Annotated in this window: 10 protein-coding genes and 1 other RNA gene; 4 read left to right on the top strand and 7 right to left on the bottom strand. The window is 68.5% G+C overall.

The window, feature by feature from the left end:
- From yicI to OIC96_RS29405, 3 genes are all read left to right on the top strand, one after another.
- Positions 1–2,250 carry an alpha-xylosidase gene (gene yicI / locus OIC96_RS29415; protein WP_330304965.1) on the top strand — a complete coding sequence of 750 codons (2,250 nt, stop codon included), beginning with the start codon at positions 1–3 and terminating at the stop codon, positions 2,248–2,250.
- Positions 2,251–2,252: 2 nt separating this feature from the next.
- Positions 2,253–3,266 (top strand): LacI family DNA-binding transcriptional regulator, encoded by a 1,014-nt coding sequence (locus tag OIC96_RS29410; RefSeq protein WP_330304966.1) that lies wholly within the window; start codon positions 2,253–2,255, stop codon positions 3,264–3,266.
- Between the two features lie 125 nt (positions 3,267–3,391).
- The gene (locus OIC96_RS29405; RefSeq protein WP_406502266.1) at positions 3,392–6,268 is read left to right on the top strand and encodes a glycoside hydrolase family 3 protein; all 2,877 of its coding nucleotides are present in this window, start codon (positions 3,392–3,394) and stop codon (positions 6,266–6,268) included.
- Positions 6,269–6,357: 89 nt separating this feature from the next.
- Here OIC96_RS29405 and ssrA read toward each other — a convergent pair.
- The 5 genes from ssrA to ftsE form a co-directional block, all read right to left on the bottom strand.
- Positions 6,358–6,745, bottom strand: a transfer-messenger RNA (tmRNA) gene (ssrA, locus tag OIC96_RS29400).
- 98 nt (positions 6,746–6,843) lie between these two features.
- A complete protein-coding gene (smpB, locus tag OIC96_RS29395; protein WP_330310130.1) occupies positions 6,844–7,377 on the bottom strand; it encodes an SsrA-binding protein SmpB in 534 nt (177 codons plus the stop codon).
- Between the two features lie 82 nt (positions 7,378–7,459).
- Positions 7,460–8,647, bottom strand: a complete 1,188-nt coding sequence (locus tag OIC96_RS29390; RefSeq protein ID WP_330304968.1) for a S41 family peptidase — start codon at positions 8,645–8,647, stop codon at positions 7,460–7,462.
- A 67-nt stretch (positions 8,648–8,714) separates the two neighbouring features.
- Positions 8,715–9,635, bottom strand: coding sequence for a permease-like cell division protein FtsX (gene ftsX, locus OIC96_RS29385; protein ID WP_330304969.1), 921 nt, complete (start codon positions 9,633–9,635; stop codon positions 8,715–8,717).
- Positions 9,636–9,668: 33 nt separating this feature from the next.
- Positions 9,669–10,358, bottom strand: a complete 690-nt coding sequence (ftsE, locus tag OIC96_RS29380) for a cell division ATP-binding protein FtsE (RefSeq protein ID WP_081217588.1) — start codon at positions 10,356–10,358, stop codon at positions 9,669–9,671.
- A 370-nt stretch (positions 10,359–10,728) separates the two neighbouring features.
- On the opposite strand from ftsE, the gene OIC96_RS29375 reads away from it, so the two are divergent.
- Positions 10,729–10,920, top strand: a complete 192-nt coding sequence (locus OIC96_RS29375; protein WP_028805018.1) for a hypothetical protein — start codon at positions 10,729–10,731, stop codon at positions 10,918–10,920.
- Between the two features lie 106 nt (positions 10,921–11,026).
- Here the strand turns inward: OIC96_RS29375 and OIC96_RS29370 are convergent, their stop codons facing one another.
- Complete coding sequence (locus OIC96_RS29370; protein ID WP_330304970.1) at positions 11,027–11,653, bottom strand: hypothetical protein; 627 nt, start codon at positions 11,651–11,653, stop codon at positions 11,027–11,029.
- A 326-nt stretch (positions 11,654–11,979) separates the two neighbouring features.
- The gene (gene prfB / locus OIC96_RS29365) at positions 11,980–13,086 is read right to left on the bottom strand and encodes a peptide chain release factor 2 (protein ID WP_330304971.1); all 1,107 of its coding nucleotides are present in this window, start codon (positions 13,084–13,086) and stop codon (positions 11,980–11,982) included.
- Positions 13,087–13,110: the final 24 nt, after the last annotated feature.

Here is a 13,110-nt window from a genome sequence, read left to right as displayed (position 1 = left end):
GTGAAGTTCACCGACGGCTACTGGCTGCTGCGCGAAGGCGTCACCGCCGCCCACCCGGTCGAGGTCCTCGATGTCAGCGCACCCCAGGGAACCCTGGAGATCCACGCGCCGACGCAGCCCATCCGCCACCGCGGCGACCTGCTGAAGGGACCGGTCGTGACGATCAGCGCGCACGCGCCGATGCCCGACGTCATCGGCGTCACGTTCACGCACTTCCAGGGCGAGGAGCCGAGGAAGCCCCAATTCGAGCTCCAGAAGGCCGAGTTCACTCCGGTCGCGGAGTACGACGACGACCACGCGACCCTCACCGCCGGGGCGCTCTCCCTCAAGGTCGCCCGCACCACCCCCTGGCACGTCGACTTCCTCGCCCACGGCCGCACCCTCACCACCAGCGGCCCCAAGGGCATGGGCATCATGCGGGACGCCACCGGCGCCCACTATCTGCGCGAACAGCTGAACCTCGGCGTCGGAACGCAGGTCTTCGGTCTCGGCGAGCGGTTCGGGCCGCTCGTCAAGAACGGCCAGGTCGTGGACATGTGGAACGCCGACGGCGGCACGGCCACCGAACAGGCCTACAAGAACGTGCCGTTCTATCTGACGGACGCGGGGTACGGGGTCTTCGTCGACCACCCCGGGCGCGTCTCCTTCGAGGTCGGGTCGGAAGCGGTCTCCCGGGTCCAGTTCAGCGCCGAGACGCAGCAGCTGACGTACTACGTCATCTACGGGCCGACCCCGAAGGACATCCTGCGCAAGTACACGGCGCTCACCGGACGTCCGGCCCTCCCACCCGCCTGGTCGTTCGGGCTGTGGCTGTCGACGTCCTTCACCACCTCCTACGACGAGGCCACCGTCACGTCCTTCATCGACGGGATGCGGGAGCGCGAACTCCCGCTCTCCGTCTTCCACTTCGACTGCTTCTGGATGCGTGAGTTCAACTGGTGCGACTTCCAGTGGGATCCCCGGGTGTTCCCCGATCCGGAGGGGATGCTGGCGCGGCTGAAGGACAAGGGGCTGCGGATCTGCGTATGGATCAATCCGTACATCGCGCAGCGTTCGCCGCTCTTCGCGGAGGGCCGGGCCCTCGGGCATCTGCTCAAGCGGCCCGACGGCAGTGTCTGGCAGTGGGACCTGTGGCAGCCGGGCATGGCGCTGGTCGACTTCACGAGCGAGGCCGCCCGGCAGTGGTACGCGGCCAAGCTGGAGGCGCTGCTCGCGCAGGGCGTCGACTGCTTCAAGACCGACTTCGGCGAGCGGGTCCCGGTGGACGTGGCGTACGCGGACGGCGCCGACCCCGAGCGGATGCACAACTACTACACCTACCTCTACAACCAGACCGTCTTCGATGTGCTCCGCAAACACCGGGGCGAGCACGAGGCCGTCGTCTTCGCGCGCTCGGCGACGACCGGCAGTCAGAAGTTCCCGGTGCACTGGGGCGGCGACTGCGAGGCGACGTACGAGTCGATGGCCGAGTCGCTGCGCGGCGGGCTGAGCCTTGGTATGTCGGGGTTCGGGTTCTGGAGCCATGACATCGGCGGGTTCGAGGGGACGCCGACGCCCGCGCTGTTCAAACGGTGGATCGCCTTCGGGCTGCTGTCCTCGCACAGCAGGCTGCACGGTTCGTCCTCGTACCGCGTGCCCTGGCTCTTCGACGAGGAGGCCGTGGACGTCCTGCGGCTGTTCACCCGGCTGAAGCTCGGCCTCATGCCCTATCTGTACGAGGCTGCCCGCGCCGCCCACGCGGAGGGCGTGCCCATGATGCGGGCAATGGTGCTGGAGTTCCCGGACGACCCCGGGTGCGCGCATCTGGAGCGGCAGTACATGCTCGGCCCGGATCTGCTGGTCGCGCCCGTCTTCAGCGACGACGGCGATGTCTCGTACTACGTGCCCGAGGGGACCTGGACCCACTTCCTGAGCGGGCAGACGGTGACCGGTCCGCGCTGGGTGCGCGAGCGGCACGGCTTCCTGAGCGTGCCGCTCCTCGTCCGGCCGGGTGCGGTGATCCCGGTGGGGGCGGTGGACGACCGGCCCGACTACGACCACGCCGACGGGGTGACCCTGCGCGCGTACGGCCTGGAGCGGGGCGCGCAGGTGACGGTGCCGGTCGGCGGCGTCACCTTCACCGTCGTACGTGAGGGGGACACGCTGCGGGCTTCGTCCAGTGATCCCTCGGCGCCCTGGGGGCTGGCCACGGGCGGGCGTGAGGTGCGGGCGAAGGCCGGGACGGGCTTCCTGTCGTTGGAGTTGAACTGAGCATGGTCAAGATCACCGATGTGGCGCGGCACGCCGGGGTGTCCCCCAGCACCGTCTCGTACGCCCTCAGCGGCAAGCGCCCGATCTCCGAGGAGACCCGGCAGCGCATCGAGGCGAGCATCCGCGAGCTGGGCTACCGGCCGCACGCGGGCGCGCGGGCGCTGGCCAGCAGCCGGTCGAACGTCCTGGCGCTGGTGGTGCCGTTGCGGGCGGGCATCCATGTGCCGGTCGTGATGCAGTTCGCGGTGTCGGTGGTGACGGCGGCGCGGCGGCACGACCACGACGTCCTGCTGCTCACCCAGGAGGAGGGCGAGGACGGGCTGCGGCGAGTCGCGGACACCGCGCTGGTGGACGCGCTGATCGTGATGGACGTCCAGCTCCACGACGCCCGGCTGCCGTTGCTGCGCGCACTGGACCGGCCTTCCGTGCTCATCGGGTTCCCCGCGACGCCGGACGGGCTGACCTGCATCGACCTCGACTTCAAGGCCGCCGGCGAGCTGTGCGTCGAGCGCCTTGCCGGGCTCGGGCACCGGGTCGTGGCGCTGGTCGGTTCGCCGCCGGAGGTGTACGTACGGGGGACGGCGTTCGCCCAGCGCGTGGTGGAGGGGTTCACGGCGGCCGCCGACCGGGGCGGACTCGCGTCCTCCGTGCACCCCTGCGAGGCCTCGCCCGCCGCCGCCCGCCGGGTCGCCGAGCAACTGCTCCGTGAACAGCCGGCGTTGACCGGTGTCGTCGTACACAACGAGCCGGTCCTGGAGCCGCTGATCGACGCCTTCGAGCAGCTCGGTCTGCGGGTCCCCGGCGATCTGTCGGTCACCGCCATCTGCCCGGACGAACTCGCCGAGGGCGTCCGCGTCCCTGTCACCTCCATCGCCATCCCGTCCGCCGAAGTCGGTGCGCAGGCGGTGGAGTTGCTGATGAAGAAGCTCGACGGCACGCCCGTACCGGAGGCGACCCTGCTCGCTCCCCGGATGACGGAGCGGGCCAGCACCGCACCGCGCACGCTGACCTCCTAAGGAGCCGTGTCATGAGGAAAGGCAAGAAGAGAAGAGGACCGAGAACCGCGCCCGGAAAACCCAGAACGGCGGTCGCAGGGCTGAGAACAGCGGTCGGGAGACCGAGAACAGCGGCCCTGGTGACCGTGGCCCTCGCGCTGATCGCGGGCCTGGCCACCACCACGGGCCCCGCCACCGCCTCCTCGTACCCCTACCCCTTCCGCGACCCCCGCCTCCCCGTCACCGAACGCGTCGACGACCTCCTGGGAAGACTGACCCTCGACGAGAAGGTCTCCCTCCTCCACCAGTACGAGCCCGCGATCCCCCGCCTCGGCATCCAGGCGTTCCGCACCGGCACCGAGGCCTTGCACGGCGTCGCCTGGCTCGGGAAGACCACGGTGTTCCCGCAGGCCATCGGGCTCGCCTCGACCTGGGATCCGGCGCTGATCGAGCAGGTCGGTTCGGCGGTCGGCGACGAGGCGCGCGGCTTCCAGCAGGAGCGCCCGGACGGCTGGGGCCTCAACCTCTGGGCGCCCGTGGTGAACCTGCTGCGCGACCCGCGCTGGGGACGCAACGAGGAGGGCTACTCCGAGGACCCGTACCTGACCGGCTCGATCTCCACGGCGTACGGCGACGGCCTGACCGGCGGCGACCCCGACCACCTCAAGACGGCGCCCACCCTCAAGCACTACCTCGCCAACAACAACGAGGTGCACCGCGCGACCACGTCCTCCGACCTGCGCCCGCGCGTGCAGCACGAGTACGACGAGGCGGCCTTCGAGCCGGCCATCGCGGCGGACGCGGCGACGGGCGTCATGTCCTCCTACAACCTGGTCAACGGCCGCCCCGACACGGTCAATCCGGACCTGAACGACGTCGTACGGTCCTGGAGTTCGCGTGATCTGCTCAACGTCACCGACGCCTTCGCCCCCGGCAACCTGCTCCCCGGCACCCAGAGCTACTACCCCACGCTCGCCGAGGGCGACGCGGCCGCGCTGAAGGCCGGCATCGACAGCTTCACGGACAACAGCGCGGACTCGGCCCCGACCACGACAGCCGTGAACTCAGCGTTGTCCACAGGCCTGTTGAAGGAGTCCGACGTCGACACGGCCGTCTCCCACATCCTCGCCATCCGCGTCCGGCTCGGCGAATTCGACCCGAACGGCGGGAAGTACGGCTCCATCGACACGTCCGTGATCAACAGCCCGGCCCACCAGAAGCTGGCCCGTGAGGCGGCGACGGAGGCGGCCGTCCTGCTGAAGAACGACAACTCGCTTCCGCTGAAGTCGACTTCAAAAAACGTCGCCGTCGTCGGCCCCCTCGCCGACACCCTCTACACCGACTGGTACTCGGGCACCCTCCCGTACGCGGTCACGCCCAAGCAGGGCATCGAGACGAAACTCGGCACGTCGGTGGCGAGCAGCGAGGGCGCGGACCGCATCGCGCTGAAGGACACCGCGACGGGGAAGTACGTCACGGCGGGGACCTCCGACACGGGAGCCGCCCTGAAGGAGAGCACGGACACCGGCACGGCGTCCCAGTTCGACGTCTTCGACTGGGGCTCCGGCATCGTGACCCTGCGCTCGGCCGCCAACGGCAAGTACGTCGGCTACAACTGGTCGAACTTCGTCAACGACCAGGTCCAGCCCAACGGCTGGTACGTACAGCAGCAGTTCAAGCTGGAGCGGCAGGACGACGGCAGCTACCTGCTCCGGTACGCCGGATACGAGACCGCCGAGTCCTGGTGGTCGAACCCCGTCTACCTCGGCCCGACCGGCGACGACGGCACCCTCGGCCTGGTCACCAAGGAGCAGGCCGCCCACTACACCAAGGACGTCGTCCGCAGCGGTGTCGACGAGGCCGTGGCCGCGGTGAAGGGCAAGGACACGGCGGTGGTCGTGGTCGGCTCGATGCCGTCGATCAACGGCCGCGAGGACCACGACCGCACCGACATGGGCCTGGCACCCTCGCAGGAAGCCCTGGTCAAGGCGGTGCACGCGGCAAACCCGAAGACGGTCGTGGTCGTCGAGAACAGCTACCCGACCACCCTCGGCGCCCTCCAGAAGGACGTCCCCGCCCTCCTGTGGACCACCCACGCGGGCCAGGAGACCGGCAACGCCCTCGCCGACCTCCTCTACGGCGACGCGAACCCGGCGGGCCGCCTCACCCAGACCTGGTACCAGTCGGAGTCGGACCTCCCCTCGATCCTCGACTACGACATCATCAAGTCCGACCGCACCTACCAGTACTTCAAGGGGCAGCCCCTCTACCCCTTCGGCTACGGCCTCTCGTACACCTCGTTCCGCTACGGCGCGCTCAAGCGCGTGGACGGCGGCTACGAGGTCGCCGTCACCAACACCGGCAAGCGCGCCGGCGACGAGGTCGTCCAGCTCTACACCCACCAGCGGGTGTCCCGCGACAAACAGCCGCTGAAGCAGCTGAAGGCCTACGCCCGGGTGTCGCTGAAGCCGGGCGAGACCAAGACGGTGAAGCTGAGGCTGCGCACGAAGGACCTCGCCCACTGGGACGTCACGCGCTCCAAGTGGGTGGTGGAGAAGGGGACTTATGACGTCCTGGTCGGCGCCTCCTCGTCCGACATCCGCTCCCGTACGACGCTGACGGCACAGGGCGAGACGATCCCGGCCCGGGATCTCGCCAAGGTGACGCGGGCGGAGAACTTCGACGACTATGCGGACATCCGGCTGGTCGACGAGTCGAAGGCACGCGGCACGGCGGTGGGGTCGTCGGGCGACGGCGCCTGGCTGAGGTTCAGCGACGCCCAGCTCGGCGCGGGCGCTTCGCGGTTCACCGGGCAGGTGGCGGGGACCGCCGCCGGCACGGTCGAGGTCCGCCTCGGGTCGCCCACCGGAACCCTGGTCGGCACGGCGCACACGGACGGCACGTCATCCGCGTACGACTACAAGACGGTGACGGCCGACCTTTCCTCGGCGGCGAAGGGCCGCCAGGACGTGTATCTGGTGCTGAGCGAGGGTCTGCGCCTTTCGACCTTCTCACTGCGCTGAAAGTCACCGAGAATCACTGAAAGTCCGGGAAAGTCCGGGAAAGGAAAAAGCCCCGCTGCCGAGGCAGCGGGGCTTTACCCACATGGGATGAGTGGAGATGGCGGGAATCGAACCCGCGTCCAACGGTGCAGAATCAGGGCTTCTCCGAGCGCAGTTCGCTGTGATTTTCTCGGCCCCGGAGATCTCGCGAACAAGTCTCCGACGGGCCCAGCCACTGTTTGATTTCCCACCGAACCCCGTGACCGGGCTCGGCGGTTTAGTTCCCTAGATTATGCCAGGATCCGGGTCGGGAACACTCCCGGGCTGACACCCTTTTAGGGTCCTTCAGTCGCTGTTATTAGGCAGCGAGGGCGAAGGACTGGGAATCGCTCTTGGAATTGGCGATTATTGGTTGCGACATATGGTTTACGAGATCATTGCCGCTTCCTCGGCTCGCTTCCCCTGCTTCGACAGCCGCTGTCGAAACCGATCATCCCCATGTTGATTTTTCAATGCTCACACCGGTTGCCCGGTGTTGGTGCCATCGTACGTGACCAACGCACGACGATGCCAGCCTATTCCCGCGGGGCAGCCGCCTACTGGCCGCGCTGCTTCCGCTTCGCCGCCGCGATCGCGCGGTCCGACTCCCGCCGGTCCTGCTTCTCGCGCAGGGTCTGTCGCTTGTCGTACTCCTTCTTACCGCGGGCGAGGGCGATCTCGGCCTTCGCGCGACCGTCCTTGAAGTACAGGGCGAGGGGCACGATCGTGTGACCCGTCTCCTCGGACTTCGAGGCCAGCTTGTCGATCTCCTCGCGGTGCAGCAGCAGCTTGCGCTTGCGGCGCACCGTGTGGTTGGTCCAGGTGCCCTGGCTGTACTCGGGGATGTGGGCGTTGTGCAGCCACGCCTCGCCCCCGTCGATCTGGACGAACCCGTCGGTCAGCGAGGCGCGGCCCTGGCGCAGCGACTTCACCTCGGTGCCGGTCAGGACGAGCCCGGCCTCGTAGGTGTCGACGATCGCGTAGTCGTGCCGTGCCTTCTTGTTCTGGGCGACGATCTTGCGCTTGCCGTCCTTGGGCTTGCCGGAGCCCGCCCCGCCCTGCTTGGGCTGGGACTCCTTCGGTACATACATTCCCTTGCTCATAGTGCTGGCCATTTTCGCACTACAGGGGGGCCGGAGGGAAAGGTGATTACGAGGCCCCGCGAATGGTCGGCTACGACGCGTCGCCGAGCCCGCTCAGCACGGTCTCGGCCCGCTCCAGGGACTGCGTGTCCGCCTCCAGGTCGGGGGTGATGCCCCGGCCGTCGACACCGCGTCCGGAGGGGGTGCGGTAGTGCCCGACGGTCAGCTCGGCGACGGAGCCGTCGGGCAGCCGGCTCGGCATCTGGACCGAGCCCTTGCCGAAGGTCCTGGAGCCCACGACCACCGCGCGGCCACGGTCCTGGAGGGCTCCGGTGAGCAGCTCGGCCGCGCTCATCGTGCCGCCGTCGACGAGCGCGACCAGGGGTCTGGCCGTGTCACCGCCGGGGTCGGCGTGCAGGGCACGCTGCTGACCGTCCACGTCATAGGTGGCGACCAGGCCGCCGTCGAGGAAGGCGGAGGCGGCGGTGACGGCCTCGGTGACCAGGCCTCCGGAGTTGCCGCGCAGGTCGAGGACGATCCCGCCGTCCTCGGGGGCCTGGTCGACAGCGGTCCGTACGGCGTCGCCGACGCCCTTGGTGAAGGCGGCGACCTTGATCACGGTGACGCCGCCGGGGAGCTTGCGGACGGTCACGGAGTCCGTGGACAGCCTGGCCCGGCGCAGTGTCTCGCGCCACGCGCGCGTGCCGCGCTCCAGGCCGAGGGAGACCTCCGTACCGGCGGCCGCGTCGTCCGCGTCGCCGCGCAGTAAGGAGACGACCTCGGTGACCGGCCGGCCGTCCACCTTCTCACCGTCGACGCTGCGCAGCCGGTCGCCCTTGCGGATCCCGGCGGACGCCGCGGGCGAGCCCGTCTGGACGCGGGTCACCTCGATCCGCCCGTCACGCTCGCGCCGGGCCCACAGCCCGACGCCCGTGTACTGGCCGTCGAGGGCCTCCTCGAACTCCTCGTAGTCGCCCTGGGAGTAGACCGCGCCCCAGCGGTCGCCGCTGCGGCTGACGGCGCGCTCGGCGGCCTCCATGGGCGACTTGCCGTCGGCCATCGCCTCGGCGGCGGCCTCCGCGACGTCCTCGTGGTGGCTCGTGGCCGTCGAACGAGCCGCGGAAGAAGGAAGGGAAGAGGGGGAGGAAGAGGATTTCGGGCCCGGGTCGGAGAAGGATCCGGTCGCCGCACCGGCGACGAGGACACTCGCGAACACCAATGTCAGGGCGGCCCCGCGGCGGATGCGGCGGGGCTCACAGAACAGGTCACGACCTGACATGGCGGTGAGTCTAGGACAACGCAAGGGGCCGCACCGCCGGTTGGCAGTACGGCCCCCTTGGCATGCGTCACACCTTCAGGTACTTGCGCAAAGCGAAGAACGCGGCCAGCGCGGGCATCAGCAGACTCGTCGCGAGGATGAGCGGCAGCTTCGTCAGAACGGCGTCCCAGCCGATGAAGTTGATCAGGTTCAGCTTCTCGGACAGGGCCAGACCGTGGTCGATGATGAAGTAGCGGGCGACCAGCAGGAAGCCGCAGGCGACACCGCCGCCGATGAGCCCGGCGACCGCGGCCTCCATGATGAACGGCGCCTGGATGTAGAACCCGGAGGCGCCGACGAGCCGCATGATCCCGGTCTCGCGCCGCCGGCTGAAGGCGGACACGCGCACGGTGTTGACGATCAGCATGAGCGCGACGACGAGCATCATGGCCATCACGGCCCGCGCGGCCCAGTTCATGCCGTTGAGCAGCCCGAAGAGGTTGTCCAGGATGCCCTTCTGGTCCTGCACGGACTGCACGCCGTCCCGCCCGTCGAAGGCGGTCGCGATGACCTGGTACTTCTCCGGGTCCTTCAGCTTGATGCGGTACGACTCCTGCATCTGGTCCGGCGTGAGGGAGCTGGCCAGCGGGGAGTCGCCGAACTGCTCCTTGTAGTGCTTGTAGGCCTGGTCCGCCGACTCGTAGGTGACCTTCTGGACGACCGTCGACATCTTGTCCAGGTCGGCGAGGATCTGCTTCTTCTGGTCGGTGGTCACCGCGCCCTTGGCGCAGTTGGGGTCGGACTCGGCGTCGCTCTTGTTGCAGAGGAAGATCGAGACGTTGACCTTGTCGTACCAGTAGCCCTTCATCGTGCTCACCTGGTCGCTCATCAGGAGCGAACCGCCGAACAGGGCTAGCGACAGGGCGACCGAGACGACGACCGCGAAGGTCATGGTCAGATTGCGGCGGAGACCGACACCGATCTCCGACAGAACGAACTGCGCGCGCATGGCGTCTTCTTCAGACCTTTCCGTGGACGATGATCAGTGCTGGTAGCCGTAGACGCCGCGCGCCTGGTCGCGGACGAGACGGCCCTGCTCCAGCTCGATGACGCGCTTGCGCATCTGGTCCACGATGTTCTGGTCGTGGGTCGCCATCACCACGGTCGTGCCCGTCCGGTTGATGCGGTCGAGCAGCTTCATGATGCCGACGGAGGTCTGCGGGTCGAGGTTTCCGGTCGGTTCGTCGGCGATGAGGAGCTTGGGCCGGTTCACGAACGCTCTCGCGATGGCCACACGCTGCTGCTCACCACCGGACAGCTCGCCGGGCATCCGGTCCTCCTTGCCGCCCAGACCGACGAGGTCGAGCACCTGGGGCACGGACTTGCGGATCTCGCCGCGCGACTTGCCGATGACCTCCTGCGCGAAGGCCACGTTCTCGGCGACCGTCTTGTTGGGCAGGAGCCGGAAGTCCTGGAAAACGGTCCCCAGCTGGCGCCGCATCTGCGGCACCTTCCAGTTGGAGATGCGCGCGAGGTCCTTGCCCAGGACGTGCACCTGACCGTGACTGCACCGCTCCTCGCGGAGGATCAGCCGCAGGAAGGTGGACTTTCCGGAGCCGGAGGACCCCACGAGGAACACGAACTCTCCGCGCTCGACCTCCAGGGAGACATCCCTGAGAGCGGGCCGGGTCTGCTTGGGGTAGACCTTGGAGACGTTGTCGAATCGGATCACGGATGCACCACGGGTCGCCGGGGGTAGGTGTGCGTGACCATACGCGACCCGAGCACGCAAGCGCAGGCGGTGGTAGGGCTTGCACGGGGCTTGTACGTATTTGTGCAGATCTTCGTACAGAGCTTTGTGCGGAGCGCCCCAAAGGGGCGCGGGGAACTGCGCGACAAGCCCCCACCGGACCGGCAGCCGCGCCCAGAACCCCAGCCACCCCACCCATGGCGCCCGGCCTAACCCGCGGAGCGCAGGGCAGGATAAGGCGAACCGCGCCGAAATCCGTGGAACCTGGCACAGTGGAAGGGGAACGGTTGCGTTCCCCGCAGCGTTAAGTAGAGCGTTGTGTACGCCGAGACGGCGCAAGGAGGGCGAGCGCATGACGTACGACCGATTGGTGTGCGCTAACTGCGCGGCGCCTGTGAGCGAGGGCCGCTGCCCCGTCTGCCGCGCGAACCGGGAGCGACTCCAGCAGGAGAGCCCCTTCGCCGGCCTGAACCCCATGGCACTGATCGCCCTGCTGGCCGTGCTGATCGCGGCGCTGGCGCTGGTGGCCCACCAGACGGTGTGAGAACCCGCGGAGGCGGCGTTACGGCACTCAGCCCACTCAGCCCCACCCCTGTGACACGAGAAGGGCCCGGAGCAAGCGCTCCGGGCCCTTCTCACACATCTGTCCGTCAGGCAGCGGCGCCGCGGCCGCCCGCGAGACGCGGCAGCAGGCGGAAGCCGATACCGCCGGCGATCATCGTGGCGGCACCGATCAGCAGGAACGCGGTCTGACCGGCACCCGTCTCGGCCAGCTCGCCATCGCTCTTGCCCTGGGTCGAGGTGTCCGAGCCCGTGTCGGTGAGGGCCGAGGAGCCCTCTTCCTGGGTGGAGGACCCACCGTCGGGGTCGGTGTTGCTGTTGCCGCCGGTGGAGCCGGTCGAGCCGGAGCCGCTGGTGGAGCCGTCCGAGGGCTCGGTCGTGGCGGTCGGGTCGGGGTCCTCCGTCGGCTCGGTCGGCTCCTCGGTGGGCTCCGTCGGGTCGTCGGTGGGCGTGGTGGCCGTCGGCTCCGGGTCGGTGCTCGGCGGGTCGGTCGGGACCGTCTCGGTGGGCGCCGGGTCCGTGGTCGGGTCCGTGGGCGTCGTCGGGATGCCGGTCTCGGTCGGAGTCGGGCTCGGGTCCTCGTCGCCGACGTTGACACCGATGCCGACGTTGAGGTCGAGCGCCGAGGCGGCACCCGCGGCGGTCAGCGAAGCACCGGCGGCAATCACCGCACCGGCGGCTATCCGTGCCACACGGATCCGCGTCTTCTTGGTCATCTGCCTGCTACCCCCAGTAGCTGATCGTCAATGGAGCAGCGCCCGGGGCCACGGCGTCACAGGTGGCCTTTCTCAAGCCCCCCGGTTCACATGCGCCCCAGAGATACGCATGCCACCCGTTACCCTTCCCAGTTTTCAAAGCAACGTCAAGGTCGTTGCGTACGCGATGTCCGGATCAACATCATTTGCCTGCCGTGAGGACATGTGACTGTGACGTAAAACCCAGACAACCCTCACACAAAAGGCAACTGCCGCCCGATGGGCGGCAGTTGCCTTGTCGACAAAGAGGCGTCAAAGGGGCGTGAATACGCCCGCGCAATGCCCGCCTACTTCTCCTGCTGCTTGCGCCAGCGAATTCCGGCCTCCAGGAAGCCGTCGATCTCGCCGTTGAACACGGACTCCGGGTTACCGACTTCGAACTCGGTGCGCAGGTCCTTGACCATCTGGTACGGGTGCAGGACGTACGAACGCATCTGGTTGCCCCAGGAGTTGCCGCCGTCGCCCTTGAGGGCGTCCATCTTGGCCTGCTCCTCCTGCCGGCGCCGCTCAAGGAGCTTGGCCTGCAGAACGTTCATGGCACTGGCCTTGTTCTGGATCTGCGACCGCTCGTTCTGACACGACACGACGATGCCGGTGGGAAGGTGGGTCAGCCGCACCGCGGAGTCGGTGGTGTTGACGCCCTGACCGCCGGGGCCCGACGACCGGTACACATCCACCCGCAGCTCGGACTCGTCGATCTCGATGTGGTCGGTCTGCTCGACCACGGGCAGGATCTCGACACCGGCGAAGGAGGTCTGGCGACGCCCCTGGTTGTCGAACGGCGAGATGCGCACGAGCCGGTGGGTGCCCTGCTCCACGGAGAGTGTGCCGTACGCGTACGGGACGTGGACGGCGAAGGTGGTGGACTTGATCCCCGCCTCTTCCGCGTACGAGGTCTCGTAGAGCTCCGTCTTGTAGCCGTGGCGCTCGGCCCAGCGCAGGTACATGCGCTGCAGCTTCTCGGCGAAGTCGGAGGCGTCGACGCCGCCGGCCTCGGCACGGATGGTGACGACGGCCTCACGGGAGTCGTACTCCCCGGAGAGCAGCGTCCGGACTTCCATCTCGTCCAGCGCCTTCTTGACGGCGGTGAGCTCGGCATCGGCCTCGGCACGGGTGTCCGGGTCGTCCTCCTCCTCGGCCATCTCGAAGAGCACGCTCAGATCGTCGATACGCCCGCGCAGCGCCTCGGCCTTCCTGACCTCCGCCTGGAGGTGGCTCAGCTTGCTGGTGATCTTCTGCGCCTCGTCCGGGTCGTCCCACAGGGACGGCGCGGCCGCCTGCTCCTCGAGCACGGCGACATCTGCCCTCAGCTTGTCGAGGTCCAGGACGGCCTCGATCGACTCCATGGTCGAGGAGAGGGACTTGAGCTCTTCGGATACATCGACGACTGCCACGCCTCCAGCGTAACGGCTACGACA

This window comes from Streptomyces sp. NBC_00775 (assembly GCF_036347135.1).
GTDB classification, from domain to species: Bacteria; Actinomycetota; Actinomycetes; order Streptomycetales; family Streptomycetaceae; genus Streptomyces; species Streptomyces lutosisoli.
The sequence above is the reverse complement of the archived record's forward strand: the minus strand, read 5'-3'. Positions and strand labels throughout refer to the sequence as shown.